The 19,493-nt window shown below is 54.7% G+C and carries 15 protein-coding genes and 4 pseudogenes; 10 read left to right on the plus strand and 9 right to left on the minus strand.

The window, feature by feature from the left end:
• Position 1 precedes the first annotated feature (1 nt).
• Positions 2-289 (plus strand): hypothetical protein, encoded by a 288-nt coding sequence (locus M3A44_08655; GenBank protein MEQ6341710.1) that lies wholly within the window; start codon positions 2-4, stop codon positions 287-289.
• 333 nt (positions 290-622) lie between these two features.
• Here the strand turns inward: M3A44_08655 and M3A44_08660 are convergent.
• Positions 623-879 (minus strand): annotated as a pseudogene (locus M3A44_08660) (diaminopimelate decarboxylase).
• 240 nt (positions 880-1,119) lie between these two features.
• Here M3A44_08660 and M3A44_08665 point away from each other — a divergent pair.
• Positions 1,120-2,424, plus strand: coding sequence for a GGDEF domain-containing protein (locus M3A44_08665; protein ID MEQ6341711.1), 1,305 nt, complete (start codon positions 1,120-1,122; stop codon positions 2,422-2,424).
• A 387-nt stretch (positions 2,425-2,811) separates the two neighbouring features.
• On the opposite strand, the gene lysA is transcribed toward M3A44_08665, so the two are convergent.
• From lysA to hrcA, 7 genes are all read right to left on the minus strand, one after another.
• Positions 2,812-4,056 carry a diaminopimelate decarboxylase gene (gene lysA, locus M3A44_08670; protein MEQ6341712.1) on the minus strand — a complete coding sequence of 415 codons (1,245 nt, stop codon included), beginning with the start codon at positions 4,054-4,056 and terminating at the stop codon, positions 2,812-2,814.
• 252 nt (positions 4,057-4,308) lie between these two features.
• On the minus strand, positions 4,309-4,446 hold the full coding sequence (locus M3A44_08675; protein ID MEQ6341713.1) for a lipoprotein: 138 nt from the start codon (positions 4,444-4,446) through the stop codon (positions 4,309-4,311).
• Between the two features lie 187 nt (positions 4,447-4,633).
• Positions 4,634-5,392, minus strand: a complete 759-nt coding sequence (locus M3A44_08680; GenBank protein MEQ6341714.1) for a transposase — start codon at positions 5,390-5,392, stop codon at positions 4,634-4,636.
• A gap of 375 nt (positions 5,393-5,767) precedes the next feature.
• Positions 5,768-6,910: a molecular chaperone DnaJ gene (dnaJ, locus tag M3A44_08685; protein MEQ6341715.1), complete on the minus strand. Its 1,143-nt coding sequence runs from the start codon at positions 6,908-6,910 to the stop codon at positions 5,768-5,770.
• A gap of 165 nt (positions 6,911-7,075) precedes the next feature.
• A complete protein-coding gene (dnaK, locus tag M3A44_08690; protein MEQ6341716.1) occupies positions 7,076-9,001 on the minus strand; it encodes a molecular chaperone DnaK in 1,926 nt (641 codons plus the stop codon).
• A gap of 117 nt (positions 9,002-9,118) precedes the next feature.
• Complete coding sequence (gene grpE / locus M3A44_08695) at positions 9,119-9,673, minus strand: nucleotide exchange factor GrpE (protein ID MEQ6341717.1); 555 nt, start codon at positions 9,671-9,673, stop codon at positions 9,119-9,121.
• 340 nt (positions 9,674-10,013) lie between these two features.
• Entirely contained in the window at positions 10,014-11,120 is a 1,107-nt protein-coding gene (gene hrcA, locus M3A44_08700; GenBank protein ID MEQ6341718.1) for a heat-inducible transcriptional repressor HrcA, read from the minus strand.
• A 208-nt stretch (positions 11,121-11,328) separates the two neighbouring features.
• Between hrcA and M3A44_08705 the strand changes: the two are divergent.
• From M3A44_08705 to M3A44_08715, 3 genes and pseudogenes are all read left to right on the plus strand, one after another.
• Positions 11,329-12,153: pseudogene (locus tag M3A44_08705) on the plus strand (ribonucleotide-diphosphate reductase subunit beta).
• 266 nt (positions 12,154-12,419) lie between these two features.
• Positions 12,420-12,523 (plus strand): annotated as a pseudogene (locus tag M3A44_08710) (IS30 family transposase).
• 80 nt (positions 12,524-12,603) lie between these two features.
• Positions 12,604-13,838, plus strand: a protein-coding gene (locus M3A44_08715) for an IS3 family transposase (GenBank protein ID MEQ6341719.1) whose coding sequence is annotated in 2 segments (ribosomal slippage) — positions 12,604-12,886 and positions 12,886-13,838 — 1,236 coding nt in all. Because the reading frame shifts where the segments join, the coding sequence is not laid out codon by codon here.
• A gap of 37 nt (positions 13,839-13,875) precedes the next feature.
• Here M3A44_08715 and M3A44_08720 read toward each other — a convergent pair.
• Positions 13,876-13,971 (minus strand): annotated as a pseudogene (locus M3A44_08720) (antibiotic biosynthesis monooxygenase).
• A gap of 417 nt (positions 13,972-14,388) precedes the next feature.
• Between M3A44_08720 and M3A44_08725 the strand changes: the two are divergent.
• The 5 genes from M3A44_08725 to M3A44_08745 all read left to right on the plus strand — a co-directional run bounded on the left by M3A44_08725 (position 14,389) and on the right by M3A44_08745 (position 18,935).
• Positions 14,389-15,090, plus strand: a complete 702-nt coding sequence (locus M3A44_08725; GenBank protein MEQ6341720.1) for a YebC/PmpR family DNA-binding transcriptional regulator — start codon at positions 14,389-14,391, stop codon at positions 15,088-15,090.
• Between the two features lie 55 nt (positions 15,091-15,145).
• Positions 15,146-15,736: a hypothetical protein gene (locus M3A44_08730; GenBank protein MEQ6341721.1), complete on the plus strand. Its 591-nt coding sequence runs from the start codon at positions 15,146-15,148 to the stop codon at positions 15,734-15,736.
• Positions 15,737-15,987: 251 nt separating this feature from the next.
• Complete coding sequence (locus M3A44_08735) at positions 15,988-16,947, plus strand: catalase family peroxidase (GenBank protein MEQ6341722.1); 960 nt, start codon at positions 15,988-15,990, stop codon at positions 16,945-16,947.
• A 363-nt stretch (positions 16,948-17,310) separates the two neighbouring features.
• Positions 17,311-17,724, plus strand: a complete 414-nt coding sequence (locus M3A44_08740; protein ID MEQ6341723.1) for a hypothetical protein — start codon at positions 17,311-17,313, stop codon at positions 17,722-17,724.
• A gap of 323 nt (positions 17,725-18,047) precedes the next feature.
• On the plus strand, positions 18,048-18,935 hold the full coding sequence (locus M3A44_08745; protein MEQ6341724.1) for a thermonuclease family protein: 888 nt from the start codon (positions 18,048-18,050) through the stop codon (positions 18,933-18,935).
• The last annotated feature ends 558 nt before the right edge of the window (positions 18,936-19,493 follow it).

The following is a 19,493-nucleotide window of genomic DNA, read 5'->3' on the forward strand; positions in this document are numbered from 1 at the left end:
CATGGACACGAAGGCCACCGTCCACTACAACGCTATCGAGCGCTACTGGGCGGGACTGGAAAGGTCATGGAATGGCTATTTATTGAGTACCGTGAATACGGTACTCAATCGAGCCGGGAATTTTTGGTGGAAAGGAGTGCGCACCATCGTAAGCTTGGTGGACGCCATTTGCGAGAAGGTTGTGACAGTTTGTGGCCGCGAGAAAAGAGACCTTGAGCACCGACTGCAGCGCTCCACTGATTTGAACTGGTGGGATATAACCATTCATCCTAATATGATGCTTTTGTAATTTCTAACTCCCTAAGAGCCTGTTCACGATCTCGATAAAAAGATGCAGCGCAAGGAAAAAGCGAACGAAAAAGCGGAGTTTACATGAAGAATGTGAGTATTTTGAGTTCGATGCTAACGCCGCAATGCGCCCTTCAGCGAGATCGTGAACAGGTTCTTAGAGGTCAGTCAGGACAAAGAAAAAACTGATGAACTCCAGCATAAAATGTTAACAGGTCGATTCTCCCGCGAACAGGTCTTCCAGTTTTTCCCGCGCCCGTACCAGGTGGGTCTTGTTTCCATCAGCTATCGCTTCCGTCGCGCATGGGCGGTGTTTCGTCGCTGTAGGAGGGGGAATGCCCAGGCCGCCGCCGATGTCCAGGTGCTGGATGGCGATGCCCTGTGCGGCGAGTTCGTCCACAAGATTTAATACCCGGTCCAGTGCGTCGACAAAGGATACCGGGGCACGCATGCCTATTTCAGCCGCTACGGCATTGAGGCGCTCCAGTTCGACCACGGATTCGACGTTGAAGCAATGCCCACTTCCAGCGCACGGCGCATTTCGTCGGCGCGCTTGCCTACCCCGGAAAACACCACTTTGCTTGTATCACCTCTGAGCACGGCATCCTCCTGTTTGCGACATGCCTATCTTCGTCGCGCGCGATAGCGTTTAAGCGTTCACTGCGAAGAAATTAGGTTGCTCCGCCGTTATGGGTGTGTCCTGCACTAAAAATTTGTCAGCGGCCACTCAAGCCTCACGCACCCCAGCCGATAAGTAATTCACACTGCCAGCATGGGAATTGCCCCGTGACTCGACTTCATGGTTGATATCGATATGGATCGCCACAAGCTATGAATTATCTCGCGCGTCGCACAATCAGAACGTTCATTTTGCTGGCTGCGAGCTTTGCCTTGATGGGGATGCTTGCTACGTTTCTGATCCGTGATACGGCCGACTACTTTATTGAACGCCAAGCGGTAGCAGTGGCGGATATTGTCGTCACCCTGTCGAAGACTGCCCGTTCCATCTACTCCAAGGCGGTCGTCAAAAAATTACAGGAAGATGGCACCGGTAGCAGTGTGGACTATGTCCACAAGCCTGGTTTCATCCCCCTGCCAGCGCAATTCCTGAAACTGTTGGGCCAGGCCTCCACCAAGGACACGGCGCGTCTGTTTCGCTACAAACCTGTCAGCAAGTGGAACCTCGAGCCGACCCAGGGACTGGATGACGATTTCCTGCGCTGGGCCTGGCCCCGGCTAGAGGCGCAGGATCTAAAAAAACCAGTGCGCCCCATAGCGTGGACCCCCGTGTGGCGTATAGAGCAGCAGAATGGCGAGAAGGTGCTGCGCTATCTAGCTGCTGATCCAGCCTCAAATCAACTCTGCGTCGACTGCCATAACGGTTATGAGTCCTCGTCAGATATTATCACCCAGCGCAAGCTTGCTCGCGTCGCGCCCGGCAAACAATGGAAGCTGCACCAGCTGCTCGGCGCGCTCTCGGTTACGGTTCCTCTCGATCGCATCGAAACCCTCGCCGCAGACCAGATCCGCCGGGCCGTGCTGTGGATCGTAGCGATACTCGTCTCCAGCCTCGCCCTCATCTTGGGCGCATACGTCTGGAGCGCCAAGCAGCGCCGCAAGGTTGCCCACTTGTCTTGGCAAGCGACGCACGACGCGTTGACTGAACTCATTAACCGGCGCGGCTTCGAGCGCAGTCTCCACCGTTTCTGGATATCAGCCATTGAGGAAAACACGGCCCACGTCCTGGCCATGATCGATCTGGACGGTTTCAAGCCTATCAACGACACCTACGGCCATCAGGCCGGTGACGAGATGCTTAAGGCCGTCTCCAAGACCATCAAGGCCTGCCTTCGCAACTCTGATCTGGTCGCCCGTCTTGGCGGAGACGAGTTCGCTGTGCTGCTGCACGGCTGCCCGCTGGAGCATGCACAAGAGATCGCGGAAGGAATCCGCCGAGCCATCCAAGAAACCCAGGTGGATTGGAACGGACATTCCATCGGCGTCGGCGCTAGCATAGGTCTCGCCCGCATAACAAGTAAGCTGGAAAGCCCCCAAGACGCTATCGAAGCGGCCGATGCGGCCTGTTACGTCGCAAAGAAGGCTGGAAAGAACCGGGTATATGCAAACGAGGAGTGAAAGCCGATGCGCTTCTCCGGACGGCTCACGAGCATGTATACGTACTTCTGGCCCGCTCGGCTAACAGTAATATCGTGCGCGCCAAGATCCTGCCCGATTTACCTGTTGAAAACGTTCCGGAATAATGTGGATTATACGTCGTTGTGACGGAAATCGTATCGCTTACGCTGCTCCGGCGCATGGCCTTCATACATTGATGCAAAGAGATGCCGTCGAAGTATGTTTGCGATAGTATCGAGCAAGTTTGTTTTGCCACCTCTATTTAGGTCGATGGCAATGGTTATTGTGTAGTCAAGTACCAACTCGGTGTGGTCGAGAAAACTTCTCACATTCTCAACTGCAACCCTTAAATTTCTGGTGTCAGTCGACCGAAAGGGCGACCGGCTGCTAACAGGTCGATTCTCCCGCGAACAGGTCTTCCAGTTTTTCTCGTGCCCGTACCAGGTGTGTCTTGTTTCCATCCACCATCACTTCCGCCGCGCGTGGACGGGTGTTGTAGTTGGAGCTCATGACGAAACCATAGGCTCCTGCGGAGCGTACTGCCAGCAGGTCGCCGGGCCGGATGTTGAGTTGGCGGTCTTTGCCCAGGAAGTCGCCGGTTTCGCACACCGGGCCGACGATGTCGTAAAGGCGCGACTCACTGCCTGTGTTGGGCAGCACGGGAATGATTTCTTGCCAGGCCTTGTACAGGGCAGGGCGGATCAGGTCGTTCATACCTGCGTCGACTATCGCAAAATTTTTGTGCGCAGTGCATTTCAGGTATTCGACCGTGGTGAGCAGCACGCCGGCATTACCGGCGATGGCACGGCCCGGTTCGAGCAGTATCTTGTAGGGTCTTCCTTCCAGTTTTTTCAGCAATGCTGTGGCGTATTCCGCCGGGCTAGGCGGCGTTTCGTCGCTGTAGGGAATGCCCAGTCCGCCGCCGATGTCCAGATGCTGGATGGCGATGCCCTGTGCGGCGAGTTCGTCCACAAGCTTCAACACCCGATCCAGGGCGTCGACAAAGGGTGTGGCCTCGGTTAATTGGGAGCCAATATGGCAGTCCACGCCTACGATGTCGATGTGCGCCAGTTCGGCGGCGCGGGCATATGCCGCCGGGGCTTCGGCGATGTCGATGCCGAACTTGTTTTCCTTCAGGCCGGTGGAGATATAGGGATGGGTGCGTGCATCCACGTCGGGGTTGACGCGCAGCGACACCGGGGCGCGCATGCCCATCTCCGCCGCTACGGCATTGAGGCGCTCCAGTTCGGCTACGGATTCGACGTTGAAGCAATAAATACCCACTTCCAGCGCACGGCGCATTTCGCCGGCGCGCTTGCCTACCCCGGAAAACACCACTTTACGCGCATCACCTCCTGCGCGCAGTACGCGTTCCAGTTCACCGGCGGAAACGATGTCGAACCCTGAGCCGAGTCGCGCCAGGATGTTGAGCACGGCGAGATTGGAGTTGGCCTTGACGGCGTAACACACTAGATGGTCGCGCCCGGCGAAGGCGCGGTCGAAGGCGTGCCAGTGGCGCTCGAGAGTGGCGCGCGAATAGACATAACAGGGGGTGCCATGCGTGCGGGCGATCTCGGCGAGTTCGACGTCTTCGGCGCACAGCCGCCCATTGCGGTAGGTGAAGTGGTCCATGAATTATTGACTCTGTATTATCCTAAAAACGGCAGTTGACCGCTTTTCTGGATGGCTAGTGATATGTTTTTAATAAGTTTTATCTGTCCTGCAAATTCACCTGTTTGATGAGTCCGCTACGGGGTAGATTGCACGGTTTTCGGGGTGCATGGCAGCGTTGCAACTCCTTGGAATGGAACAACCATTCCGCGTCGTTGCGCCTTGCCCTGCACCCCGAAAACCGCACACTCTGCCCCCGTCCAACTGCCGCTTTTAGGATTCGCGTTGCGGTTGGGTAGGCGCGGGTTTTTCGCCGGGCAGATATAAAGGACCTTTCTGCCCGCAACCGGAGATGATGCCGATACCGAGCAGTGCAATTATCAGGCATATCCGGTGGCGTGTGCGGGTCATTATTTTCTCTTCGAGTTTTGGAAAAGCGTTAAGTATAAACCCAGATTGTTCCTTAGGTGAAATAGCGCGTATACCGCCGTTCGTAGTGAGTTGGTTGAATCATGAGTAGCCCTTCGGCAGGCCCACAAAAATGACTTGCGCGGTATCCTTTTATTTGTTTCTCATTAGGTAACTCCCAAAGCACCCCTCAACTCACTCGTGAGAGCAGGATAGATTTGGGAGGCAGGATCGCTTGAAAGAGATTGACGCCTTGTTTGCGCATGGATGAGAAGAAGGTTCGCGTGGTTGCAAAGACCTGTGCGCCTGACAGCGTACGAAAGCCGCCGCTGATTTTTTGTTTGACCTTGATCATGCGGATATCTTGTTCGGCCTGGTTGTTGGTGAAGGCGTGGTGGCAAGCCAACTTGAGTAGTCTGGATAGGCGCTGGGTCCAGGACTCTTTTTCGATGTCTTCCAGCCCTTTGAGTTCACGCAGATGATGTGCACCGCAGAGCGCGTGGGTGACATGCTCAAGGGTGTAGTAAGGTTTGAAGTGATCGTGCACGAGGGTGCCGGTGAGTCCCTGTGGGATGTCGCCGCGTTTCTCAGTCACCCGGTAGTACGTCCATTCGTCATTGGACAGGGACGGCGGGAACGGCAATTTGGCCGCAACGCGTAGCCCGGATTCATCCAGATGTTTAACTGGCGCGGTGCGCAAGGTTTCCAAAACAATCTGCGTTAAGGGCGTCACTTGCGCTGCAAACGCCTGGCTGTGGTTGGCGATGGTCGTGGCGCTGATGGGCAGCGCAAACACGTCTTGAAATAACACCGCCAGACGATCTTCAGAGATCATCTGCTGTTGGTGCAAATAGACCGAGAGGGCTGTGACGCGCGGGCCGTATTGCACCGGGGCCAACACGTTGGGCGTGTCCAGCGCGCCAGGATATCGATCGGCGTCCGAATTCAAATAAAACGCTTCAATGTTGGTTAGGTGCCTTTTTAAAGTTGAGTCGGCCAATGGTGCACCAAACAGCAATGCCCACGCCGCAGCCCAATTATGTTGTTTTAAAAGTGACTCAAAAGGCAACAGTGAATTTACTGCCTCTAGTTCGCATAATGTATATTATGTTAAATACAGGAAGTCCCTCAGTGCCCTGGGGCTGCTTAGTGAGCGTCTGCCGTGGATTTGGTATGTCGGAAGATGCCCGAATTCGTCTTCCGATCACTAACGTGCTCCTATCCGCAGAAACCACGTTAATAGCCCACATAATTTTCTGATGAACCTGTTTTATCTCGTGTTTTTCGTGGACAAAAAGAGGCCATTTACATCGCCCCCTGTCACTCAAAACTTCATCGCATCAAAAAACTTCTTCACCCCATCAAGCCAGGAGATTGAACGGGGGCTATGCTTGATGGCGCTGTCTTCTTTCATGCTTTTTTCAAACTCAATCAACAAATCCTTTTGCTGGCGCGTGAGCTTTACTGGGGTTTCGACAACAACCCGGCACAACAGGTCGCCAACATCTCCTCCGCGAACGGATTTGACACCCTTGCCACGCAGACGGAACATCTTGCCAGACTGCGTTTCCGCCGGTATTTTCAAGACAACCTGACCACCCAGCGTCGGCACTTCCAGCTCACCACCCAGCGTTGCGGTAACAAAACTGATGGGCACCTCGCACATCAGGTGATTATCCTCACGCGTGAAGATGGCATGCTCCCGCACATGGATATGGACATAAAGATCACCGGGCGGCCCGCCGCTCTCACCCGCCTCGCCTTCGCCAGTTAAACGGATGCGATCGCCGTTATCCACACCGGCAGGAATCTTGACTGACAGGGTTTTTTGCTCCTGTACACGCCCATGCCCATGGCACGTCACGCAGGGATTGGCGATGATTTTGCCAGCGCCACGGCACTTGGGGCAGGTCTGCTGCAATGAGAAGAAGCCTTGCTGCATACGCACCTGGCCATGGCCGGCGCAGGTTGTGCAAGTTGTCGCGCTGGTGCCTTTCTTGGCGCCGGAGCCTTCGCACACCGAGCATGCGACCAGGGTGGGGATGCGCACCTTGGTGGTGGTGCCATGCACCGCCTCTTCCAGATCCAGCTCCATGTTGTAGCGCAAATCCGCACCACGGTGGACACGGCTGCCGCCCGCCCGGCCCCCTGCTGCGCCGCCAAAGATGTCCCCAAAGATGTCACCGAAGATGTCACCAAAGTTGCCGCCCCCGGCCGCACCACCTGCCGCCGCTGCGGAAGGATCTACGCCGGCATGGCCGAACTGGTCGTAGGCGGCGCGCTTGCGTTCATCGCTAAGCACTTCGTAGGCTTCTTTGGCTTCCTTGAACTGCTCCTCCGCCGCATTGTCATCAGGATTGCGGTCGGGGTGGTGTTTCATGGCGAGGCGCCGGTATGCCTTTTTGATCTCGGCCTCGCTGGCATTGCGTGCCACCTCCAGCACTTCGTAATAATCGCGTTTCGCCATTCGGTATAAATTCCACCTGGTTAGTTGTCAGGTAATGCTACGCACAGCCTGATCGACAGCTTAAACAAGACAAGGGCACGGCGTACCGTACCCTTGTTAAATCACCACCCTCTCCCCAGCCCTCTCCCGCAAGCGGAAGAGGGGGAGGTTTCTGGTGTCAACAATTTACTTGCTTTTATCGTCTTTAACTTCTTCAAATTCGGCGTCGACGACATCATCCTTGCTGCTGGATGCGCCTGCCTGTTCGCCCTGCTGCCCGGCCTCGCTTTGCGCTGCCTGTGCATAGGCCCGTTCGGCGAGCTTGCTGGCGACTTCCATCAAGGCATTGGTCTTGGCCTCGATATCAGCCTTGTCGTCACCCTTGATGGCTTCCTTGAGGGCTTCGGCGGCAGCCTCAATGCGCTGCTTTTCATCGGCTTCCACCTGGCTCTCCAGATCTTTCAAGGATTTGAGGGTGCTGTGAATCAGGTTGTCAGCATGATTGCGGGCCTGCACCAGCTCATGGAACTTGCGGTCTTCCTCGGCATGCGCCTCGGCATCCTTTACCATGCGTTTGATTTCATCCTCGGAGAGACCGCTGGAGGCCTTGATGACAATCGACTGCTGTTTACCGGTGGCCTTGTCCTTGGCGGACACGTTCAGGATACCATTGGCGTCGATGTCGAAGGCCACCTCGATCTGGGGCGTGCCACGCCGCGAGGGCGGGATGTCGGCCAGATCAAAGCGCCCCAGTGATTTGTTGGCGGCGGCTATTTCGCGCTCACCCTGCAACACGTGCACGGTGACGGCGTTCTGGTTATCTTCCGCAGTCGAAAACACCTGAGCCGCCTTGGTCGGGATGGTGGTGTTCTTCTCGATCAGCTTGGTCATTACGCCGCCCAGGGTTTCAATTCCCAGTGACAGCGGGGTTACGTCGAGCAGCAGCACGTCCTTCACCTCACCGCCCAGCACGCCGGCCTGGATCGCGGCACCGACTGCCACGGCCTCGTCAGGGTTGACGTCCTTACGCGGCTCCTTGCCGAAGAACTCTTTCACCTTCTCCTGCACCTTGGGCATGCGGGTCTGGCCACCGACAAGAATCACGTCATCGATGTCCGACGCCTGCACCCCAGCATCCTTCATGGCAATCCGGCAGGGGGCCATGGTGCGCTCAATCAGGTCGTCCACCAGCGATTCCAGCTTGGCGCGCGTGAGCTTGATGTTCAGGTGTTTCGGGCCTTTGGCATCGGCCGTGATGTAAGGCAGATTCACATCGGTCTGCTGGCTGGAAGAAAGCTCGATCTTGGCCTTTTCGGCAGCCTCCTTGAGGCGTTGCAGGGCCAGCGCATCATTGTGCAGATCAATGCCGCTGTCTTTCTTGAATTCGGCCGCCAAGTAGTCAATCAAGCGCATATCGAAGTCTTCACCACCCAAGAAGGTGTCGCCGTTGGTGGATAACACCTCGAACTGGTGCTCGCCATCGACTTCGGCGATTTCAATGATGGAGATATCAAACGTGCCGCCGCCCAAATCAAACACCGCAACCTTGCTCTCGCCCGGCTTCTTGTCCATACCATAGGCCAGCGCCGCCGCAGTTGGCTCGTTGATGATGCGCTTCACATCCAGCCCGGCGATGCGCCCAGCGTCCTTGGTGGCCTGGCGCTGCGAGTCGTTGAAATAGGCAGGCACGGTGATCACCGCCTCGGTGACAGGCTCGCCCAGATAATCCTCGGCGGTCTTTTTCATTTTCATCAGCACGCGTGCAGAGATCTCCGGCGGCGCCATTTTTCTGCCTTTGGCCTCTACCCAGGCATCGCCATTGTCGGCGCCAATGATCTTGTACGGCACCATTTTTATGTCGCGCTGCACCACTTCATCACTGAACTTGCGGCCAATCAGGCGCTTCACGGCAAACAGTGTGCTCTCCGGGTTGGTCACAGCCTGCCGTTTGGCGGCCTGGCCGACCAGGATCTCGGCGTCATCGGAGTAGGCGATAATGGAAGGAGTGGTGCGACCTCCCTCGGCATTTTCAATGACGCGGGGCTTCCCGCCTTCCATCACTGCAACACAGGAGTTGGTGGTGCCCAGGTCAATTCCGATAATTTTTCCCATTTTTCTCTATCTCCAGTATGAATTTTCTATAAATTACTCAGCAGGCGGGCCACAAATCGCCACGTATGTCTGCTTAAATTGGGGTTTTCAGGGTGATTTCAAGGTTGCAGGAGCGGCTTAAGGTTTTTTGGACACCACCACCATCGCCGGACGAACCACTCTGTCATTGAGCAGATAGCCTTTCTGAAACACTGCCACTACCGTGTTGGGCTCCAGGCCTGCACTTTCCTGAGTGGTCATGGCCTGATGCAACTCCGGGTTAAATTTCTCACCCTGCGGATCAATCTCCCGCACGCCTGCCTTTTGCACGGCCGTCTGCATCATTTTTACTGTCAGGTCGAGCCCTTCGCGGACTTTGGCGATATCCGCCGCTTCGCCGCTGGCCGCCACCAGCCCCATCTCCAGGCTGTCCTTCACCGGCAGCAACTCACCGAAAAACCTCTCCAACGCATACTTGTGAGCGTTTTCCAGGTCTCGCTCGGCACGACGGCGCAGGTTTTCCATATCTGCGCGTACGCGCAGTAATTGATTCCAGTAATCATCTGCCTTGGTTTGCGCATCCTGCAATGTCAGCGCCAGTTGTTCATAAGACACCGCTTCGACGGCAGCCTCCGATTGCTCACCTTCTGCTTGATGCGCCGTTTCTTGAGAAAGGTTCTCGGTACTTGTCACTTTTTCTTCTCCCGTAGACTAAAAACGAAGCCTGCTGCGTGGACAGGCAAGTTTAGAGCCTGTCTGTGAATAAATCATCCCTGCGTTGCCGCCCCAAAACACGCCAGGCAAGACGCGAGACGCGATGTTTGGTGATTCCAAATGAGCGGCGAGCAACGCCGCATGGCGTGTTTTGGGGCGCAACCCGAAGGGACGGGGCCGGTTTTGCGCAGTGCGGCGTCACGCTTCGCTCACGTGCAACAAGCACACTACACTCAGCGTTCCTTGCCCTGCGCAAAACCGGCTCCCGTCGCAGGGATGATTTATTCACAGACAGGCTCTCAGTTCCAAATATGGGCAATTATCGCTGATTCAAGGCCGCCCCCAGCAATTTTGCCGTCACATCAACCAGGGGGATCACACGATGATAGGCCATGCGGGTCGGACCAATCACTCCTAGCACCCCGACTACTTGCCCCTCGACCTCATAAGGGGCGGTCACAATACTGCACTCACCCAGCGCCTTGTAGCCGGATTCCGCGCCAATGAACACCTGTGCCGCTTCGGCACGCATACATTGATCCAGCAAATCCAGCATGTCGCGTTTCTGGTTGAAGGCCTCAAAGAGCTGGCGGAGCGTGTCTACACTCGACAGCTCCGCAAAATCCATCAAATTGGTCTGTCCTGCGAGCAGGTAGCCGGGTTCGGCCGCTCCCGGCATTCCGCCTCCCACGGCACTAGCAAAACCCTTCGCTGCCGCTCTTCCCTGCGCGTCGGAAGGCGTCGGGGCGAATATCTCTTCCGCCATCTCGACGGCGGTTTGCATCATCCCGTTCAGCGTCTCGCGCGCCGCACCCATTTCGGACAGCAGGCAATTCCGGATTGTGGGCAGATCCTTGCCGGCAAACATCGAATTCAGGTAATTTGCTGCCTGCTGCAACTCGGACTCCGTATAGCGCCGACGGGGCTGGATGACGCGGTTTTGCACCTCATGACCATTGATTACGACGATCACCAGGACGCGGTTGTCTCCCGACAAGGGCAGAAACTCTATCTGGCGCAGCACGGTATGCTCACGACGCGGCACCATCACCAGGCCCGCCATGCGCGTAATGCTCGACAGCATCGAGGACGCTGACTCCAGCAAATTTTCCACACTAACGCCAGGATTAAGCTGGTTTTTCAGGCGCACCATGTCGCCGCTGTCCGGGGCCTGAACGGTCAGCAAGGCATCCACAAATAGCCGGTAGCCCTTGGCCGTGGGGATCCTTCCCGCCGAGGTATGAGGAGACGCCACCATTCCCAACTCTTCGAGGTCGATCATGATGTTACGAATCGTTGCCGGGCTTAAATCCAGCCCGGAATCGCGCGCAAGCAGGCGCGACCCTACCGGCTGCCCCTCACGAATATAGGATTCAACCAGGGTCTTCAATATAAGCTGCGCGCGTTCGCTGATTTCTCGTGTCACACCATAACCAACTCGTAATATTATTGGGCCGCCAAACATACCCCTACTGATAAAAATCTCTTGCAATGTCTCATTAAGTGACAGCAACTTATTAATAATAGTTAAATTTCAACTAACGTCCCATATTAGCACTCATGTCAAAAGAGTGCCAGAAACACTACCAATTCCCACCCCAGCCTGTCAAGAAAACGTGCGCAGCCAACGTCGGCTGCATAGGTTGCACCGGGCAATGGTTCGACCTGACAGGGAGTTACTCCGAGGAGAGGTTGAAGTCGATGAAACCTACCTCCTTCACATCACCAACCCCGAATGCCGCCAATACCTGCTGCGCCAGGCCTTCGAAGAGGCGCTGCACACCCACGCCTACCAATACGTGGTAGAAAGCCTCGGCCTGGACGAAGCCGAGGTATTCAACATGTACCGTGAAGTACCCGCGATCCACAACAAAGCCGCCTGGTCCCTGCCCTACACCCAGAGCCTCGCCGACCCCAACTTCCACACCGGCACACCCGAAGCAGACCGGCGCCTGCTGCGCGACCTTATTGCGTTCTACGTGATCTTCGAAGGCATCTTCTTCTACGTCGGCTTCGTACAGATGCTCACCTTCGGCCGCCGCAACAAAATGATCGGCGCCTCCGAACAGTTCCAGTACATCATGCGTGACGAAAGCATGCACATGAACTTCGGCATCGACGTGATCAACCAGATCAAGATCGAAAACCCGCACCTGTGGAGCCGCGAATTCCAGGAAGAAATCGCCCACATGATCCGCGAGGCCGTGGAACTCGAATACCGCTACGCCATCGACACCATGCCACGCGGCGTGCTCGGCCTCAACGCCGCCATGTTCAACGAATACCTAAAATACATCGCCAACCGCCGCTGCGCCCAGATCGGCCTGGCAGAACAATACCCCGGCGCCACCAACCCCTTCCCCTGGATGAGCGAAGTGGTGGACCTCAAAAAAGAGAAAAACTTCTTCGAGACGCGGGTTATTGAGTATCAGAGTGGGGGGGCGTTGAGTTGGGATTGATGGGCGTGATGTAATCAGGTAGGGTGCAATAACCGAAAGGCATAGCACCAAATGGCGCGGCATACGGTGCAATACGCTATGCTATGGCACCTTACGATTACGCCTTACCCGCGCTGACATCCAATAAAACAGCAGAGGCCGTGAAGAATGCGCCTGTGAGTTCGCTCCGGCCTCATGCGAAGAGATTTCATGCGCCTACTTACGACAATGAAAAATAGTTCAATTATCATCGGCTTGCCGTATAACAGCTCAATGCAAATGGATGCTTTTCTCATCCCTATCATGGGAGCGTGGGCTGAATAAAAATATGAATGGACTGATTCGCCAGTATTTGTCGAAGGGGAAAAGCTTCCAGCACTTGAATCAGGAAGACATATTGGCCATCTATAGTGGACCCCAGTTTTCGGACAGTAAATTAAGATGGTAGCCTGCTGTAAAAAGGAGCAGGTCATGAGTGAAACGAAGCGGAAGAATTTTAGTGGTGAGTTGAAGGCCAAGGTTGCACTTGAAGCGATCCGAGGGGTCAAGACAGCGAACGAAATTGGTCAGGAGTTTGGGGTTCATCCGACCCAGGTTGGGGTATGGAAGAAAGATCTCCTGGAGCAGGCATCCAGCCTGTTTGATGCCAAGCGCGGCCCGAAGCCTGCCGACCCCTCGGCGAGTCCTGAGCGACTCTACTCTGAGATCGGGCGGTTGAAGATGGAGCTGGACTGGCTCAAAAAAAAGTCCGGGATCAGCCAGTAGCGGCGCGTAAGCAATGGATCAGCGCCATCGAGCCACTGACGTTGACCCGGCAATGTGAACTGGCGGGTATTGCCCGTTCCACCGTCTACGCGCCGCAAATGGCCGCGAAACCGGGCGAACAGGAATTAGCGTTGTTATCGGCGATTGATGCCGAATACACACGGCATCCGTTTTACGGCAGCCGCAAGATGCGGCATTACCTGCGAGGTTTAGGTCACAATATCAATCGCAAGCGGGTGCAACGGTTGATGGGACTATTGGGACTGGCAGGCATGGCGCCGGGGCCGAACACCGGCCGACCGCACCCGCAGCACAAGGTTTATCCGTATCTGCTCAGAGGCGTGGTGGTGACACGACCCAACCAGGTGTGGAGTACTGACATTACGTATATCCGCCTGACGCGGGGGTTTGTGTACTTGGTGGCAGTGATCGACTGGTACTCACGCAAAGTGCTGGCATGGCGATTATCGAACACGCTCGACAGCGTGTTCTGTGTGGATTGTTTGGGGCAGGCGCTACTGGCCTATGGCATCCCCGAGATATTCAACACCGATCAGGGCTGCCAGTTTACCAGTGAAGCTTTTACGGGCGTCCTCAAGGCGCGCGGTATTGCCATCAGCATGGACGGACGTGGGCGGGCACTGGATAACATCTTTGTGGAGCGGCTCTGGCGTAGCGTCAAACACGAAGATGTGTATCTGAAAGGCTACACCACGATGCCTGAATTACTGCTGGGATTGACGGAATATTTTGTGTTTTATAACACAGAAAGAATACACCAATCATTGAACTACATTACGCCTGATGAGGTTTACCGTACAGCGAGCGGAGGCGGTGCAAGCATTGTAGACAAATTCAGTGAGACAGAAAAAACTCACTCAAAAATAGAAGCAATAACGGGGCAGCGCCGTTCTGCTGCATGTGAAAGGTTACCCTCTTAAACTCGATGCATTATTGTCTTGACTGTGGGGTCCACTATACCTCATCAAGATAACTTTTACGATTTCTCCAAATAGAGATGAACTCTTCCTCACTGCCTTTGGCGATTTTGAATCTGTTCATGGCTATAAACATGGATACTGTCTCCACTGAAAAATTAAATGACGTTACGATATGCCTATCGTGGCAGGGATTGACTAAAGTCTCCATGATCTGGCACGGATGGGCAGCGCGTGCGCAATAACCGAAAGGCATTGAGCCGAATGCAAATACCACAACACCACCCCCATGCCTGATTTCCGTCGCACCTGGCACCCACCCTGCAAAACTACTAAATTTTCGTGCGCATAGGTAGATAATTTTCATATAATCCCATGAAGCATGGTTTAGTCAAACACGTGACTGACTGGCCGCAGTCGACGTGGTGGAGCAAGGCATTTATCCGCTGGATTGGACAGCGGTGAGGAAACAGGGTCGGATTACTCCGGCCGACACGCGGCACGATTTATTCTTATAATTTATGCGTTAAGCACACGAACCGAGGGACCCAGCATGGGTGCACAGTGGAAAACAAAATGCAAAGAAACCGCAGCCAACGCCAAGGGTCGCATCTTCACCAAGCTCGCCAAGGAGATCATGGTCGCGGCGCGCGCTGGCGCCAATCCGGATATGAATCCGCGCTTGCGCCTGGCCGTGGATCAGGCGAAGAAGGCATCCATGCCCAAGGATACCGTCGAACGAGCGATCAAGAAGGGTGCTGGCCTGCTTGACGCAGGGGTGAGCTACGAGAAGCTCACCTACGAAGGTTTTGCGCCGCACCGGGTTCCCGTGATCGTCGAGTGCCTAACGGACAATACCAACCGCACCGCCTCCAACATTCGTGTGTTATTTCGCAAGGGGCAACTGGGCGCCTTGGGTTCGGTATCCTGGGATTTTGATTATCTTGGGATGATCGAGGCGACGCCGGAGGCCGCGCAAGCCGACGCAGAGCTTGCGGCCATCGAGGCCGGAGCCCGAGACCTGGAGCCTGGCGAAGACGGCGCAACGCTATTTCTCACCGAACCCGCCGAGATGGACGCGGTATCCCGCGCATTACCGGCGCACGGATTTGCCGTGCAGTCCGCGCAACTGGGTTACCGCCCCAAAAATCCGGTAACGCTGGGCGAAGCGGAGCGCGCGGAAGTCGAAGCGTTCCTGGAAGCCATCGATGCGGATGATGATGTGCAAAACGTATTTGCCGGGCTGGCTGGTTAGGGCCGGCGCGACCCTCAACGAACTGCTCGCCGACCCCAGCTGAAGACAAACAAACATGAGTATCAAACAGCCCAACAAACGCAACATCCGCAAAAACCTCCTGCGCCGTTTTGAGGGGCAGTTCGACCTCAACCGTCTTGACTACAGCCGCCGCAGTAAACCGGCCAAGGACATGGCCAAAGTCGTGGGGGTGATATTCGCGGGGGGCATCTACCTCGCCGGTTTCGGCTTGGCCTACTACAGTTGGACTCAACAGAGCATTGACACCATCATGCTCAACACATTTGCCTTTATCTTCATGATCCCCGCCACGGTGGTGGGGCTGTTCGCCTTCCTGCTCAGCGGCAACCGCCGCGAATTCCCCATCCGTGAAGATATCCGTGCCCACATCGCCGCCTTTGAAGGCGCGGATGGCACCTTATGGCGCTATGAACCATTGCTGAAACAGATGGTTCTGAAGAAGATTGATATAGAAGAACTGATCAAGGCCTCGCGCGAGGGAAGGCTGATCAAGATGGCGCCCGAGGACATCTGCGCTACCATTCACGCCCTCTATCAGAGTCTCAGCAGCAACAGCGCCTTCACCAACACTGAGATCATTGAAACAATCGAAAATAACTTCACCAGCCGCGCTGAGGCTGCATAAACTTGGCTTGGCGCCCCCCCTGCCTTTAGAGTGCCACCATTTTCACTCCAATCCGCTTCACTTTCTGCGCACTACAAATCAGAGGTGAACATAAACACCCCCGCTAAAGCCGATGGTTTTAACCTTGGAGGTGGACAATAATGAGTAACGTGCGCTACGCGCACGAAACGCTGATTTCGACTCTCAACCATAGGGAAGAAGCAAAAATGCAGATCAATATGGATTTGAAAAGTTGGCTGGCTTTTGGCCTGATGGTGCTGGGTTCGCATGGTGTGATGGCGGACGATGGTGAGGTCACACCCATGCAGGTAGTCGATGCCATCGAAGCGACGTTTGGCGTAACCCCCGGTGAGCGTCGCAACCACATTAAGGGAACGTGTGCCATTGGTGAGTTTGTCGGCTCGAAAGAAGCCTCAAAGTTCAGCCGTTCCGCGCTGTTTTCCGGCAAACCAATCCCCGTGATCGCTCGCTTCTCGTTGGCAGGCGGTAATCCAAAAGCACCGGATACCGCCAAGAGTCCACGCGGGATGGCTTTGGAATTCAAATTGCCCGACGGCGATCTGCATCATATGACCATGCTCAATACACCCATGTTCGGGGCGGCACATCCACGCACCTTTCTCGATCTGATGGTGGCGACGAAACCGGATCCGGCCACCGGAAAACCTGATCCAGAGCGCATCAAGGCATTCAAAGCCAGCCACCCGGACAACAAGGCTCAGGCGGACTTCATGTCTAACAACAACCCGCCCAGCAGTTACGCCAATAGCGCGTATTTTGGCATTCATACCTTCAAATTCATTAATCGGAACGACAAGAAGACGTTAGTGCGCTGGCGCTTCGTTCCACATGACGGCGAAAAACAACTGGATGAGTCGGCACTCAAATCCTCGCCCGCGAATTTTCTCGAGCAGGCACTGATTAAACGAGCCGCGCAGGGTGCAGTGAAATGGGACATGATGGTGGTGTTGGGCGAGCCTGATGACACGCAGGATAACCCGACGATTGCATGGCCGGAGAGCCGCAAGCAAATCAAGGCGGGAACCTTGAGCATCACCGAAGTCATGCCACAAAAAGGGGCCGGGTGCGAAAAAATCAACTTTGACCCACTGGTGATGAGCGACGGTGTTGCAGCCACGAATGATCCAATACTGTTGTTCCGTTCTCCGGCCTATGCGGTTTCATTCGCCAAGCGGCTTAGCGGCCAGTAAATGCGTTGGGCCATGTGGCGAGACAAAACCGGGTAGCCCACTAAGGCACAAAACCTGCGGGCTTTGCGCCTTACCCTCGTTGCGTCGGCTTTGTCCGGATGCCCACCTTCGGTCGCCGTGACAAGACGACCGACGCGCTCAAACAGTATCGGCACATCATGCGCGGTGGAGGAATTTTTCTGGCTAAGAGCGCGTTATTTGCTATCTTAATTTGAGAATCGGATTATTTAGCAATGGAGTGATAGCAACAACTTATACTTATAAATGAAGAGACACCCAAAAAAATGGTGGGAAACAAAAACTGCTATCGTCATTTTTTTAACAGCCCCTTATTGGGCTTGTTAAGGTTGTTATTGAGGTGCCATGGCCGCCACTGCTTGCGGTTACCTCCTTTCAGCTAACGTGTACATGCCCATGCCGGGCACGCTAGCGTGCGCTGTGCGCACATCCTGCCCGATCACCTGCCTGGAAGGACCACAGGAAATCCTGGAGAAAACCTATAGCAACTGCACATGGCAGAATGAAACACTCGGCTCGGCTAAAGCGGTGGCGCAAGGCAATAAAGGTGATCTGGTCAATCTTGGCCTTCGACTTGGTCTTTCGGGTTATCCGGCTGAAATCACTAGCAATAGCGACATCATCAAGAAAACAGCACTGCAATATATCGAAAGTCAGATCACGCCCGCCTTGTCTGCAACTTTGGCATGGCCAGCCGTGACAATGACTTGCTGGGCGAAGGAAACCGCGGCCTATGGTACAAGGTGCAGTTTTACCTGATTGGCCTGCTGACGGCAAAAGGGATTCCAATGCTGGGGCAAGGCGAGGAGTTTAGCGAAAACTATTACATACCTGATTCAGGCTGGGCACGTGCAATGTTGTTTCGCGCGGTGCGTTGGGGTTATTCTATGATTCCATCGGCAATCGCACAGTCGCAATGGTACACAGCCTGACAAGGTTGCGTTGCGACTCTCCTCGATTCAGGGATGGCAATCATTTTGAATGGGGCTGCAATACGGAAGAATGCTGGTTGAGAATACACAGAAGTTATGGGCGCATATGGACTATTGATCAGCAAATAATTAACACGCAAGGAGCATATCATGTCGAAAGTAAAGATATTCTGGGATCCCATGGGGTTCGAATTAAATTCACTGGGCACGACAAAACTTGAAACTGTCTCTGACGGAGATACACCCAATATTTCGATGGCGATTCGCATGTTAAGCATCGACACGCCAGAGGCGCATTACCAGGGAATTGAAGATCCGTCAAAACATGATGCCAAATTAAAGGAACTCGCCGACTGGATTCAAGCGGGCAAAGCGCCGATTGATTCCGATTTGGCTTCTTATCTTTACCCAAAACTCGCCACCGGAAGCGCGGGCACCTTACAGAAGCAACAAGGTGATGCCGCCTCGCAAGCATTCCAGAAAATATTGGACCTGAAACTGACCAGACCCAACGGTAAAAAGCGCCCCGTGTTTCTGCGTGCCTCAAACCAGCCGTTTGATCAATATGGACGTCTGCTTGCCTACATGGCACCCAATTATGACAAAAAAGAGCTGGCCACCCTGCCCCGCTCGGAGCGAGCAACATTCAATCTGCTGATGATCGAATCAGGCTGGGCCGCTTCGTTTCCGGTTTACCCCAGCCTGCCCAAGTACGCGGATCTCGTTATGCTTCAAAAAGCAGCTGAAGATGCCTTTGAAAACAAAAAAGGTGCCTGGAGTGACCCGATGGCGCTTATCGGTTATGAATACCGCATGTGCTACAAGTTGTGGCAAGTGACTGCCAAACTGGCGAAGGGGGATGATCTGAGTTCATCAGAGCGCTATGGATGGATCGAGAGATACTGCGTGGATATGATTACACAGAAAATTTATTACCCGCAGGATTATTTCAAGGTCAAGCCGTACAATCGGATATTTATCTGGCCCAAGGATGTTGCCGAGGCTGTGGGGAAACTGAATCTCGTGCCAGGGGGATAGCCCTACCGTGTCACAAAGTGATCAAGGGATGCAGTGCAAGGCAAAATCGGGTGAAAAAGCGGCGTTTGCACGGAGCAAATGAGCATTTTGAGTCCGATTTTAACGCAGCAATGCCCTTTCAAGCACTCTGTGACGCTATAGGAATAGGATGTGTTGTGTTGCGGGGCATGGTGCTCTCTCAAAAGTACCTTGCCAGCTCGATTTGCAGATAATCATCGTCACGGAAGCCGTAAAGTATGTTGGTGGCGGCAGACCGGAGCGGAGTAAGCGCGCGCTTCCATGTTCAGCTTCCAGTTATCACCCAACGTGGGCTGGCTTCCAGGTTGAAAAAACGCGCACTGGTGGTACGGTCGAAGATGGCGCCCATCAGCACCTCAGTGCTTTGCACGTCATTCTCGGCCAAGCGCCAAGCGCAAACCGACCATCACATCGTCCTGAAAAGGTGTGGTGACCTGGTTGCCGCGCTCGTCATAGAGATATTCTGTTAGCAAGCCCAGATCCAATGGTGCGCAACATCAGTAACTATGGGAAAATGCCTAGTTACACCCAGACGTTCAG

This window comes from Gammaproteobacteria bacterium (genome assembly GCA_040183005.1).
Taxonomy (GTDB): domain Bacteria; phylum Pseudomonadota; class Gammaproteobacteria.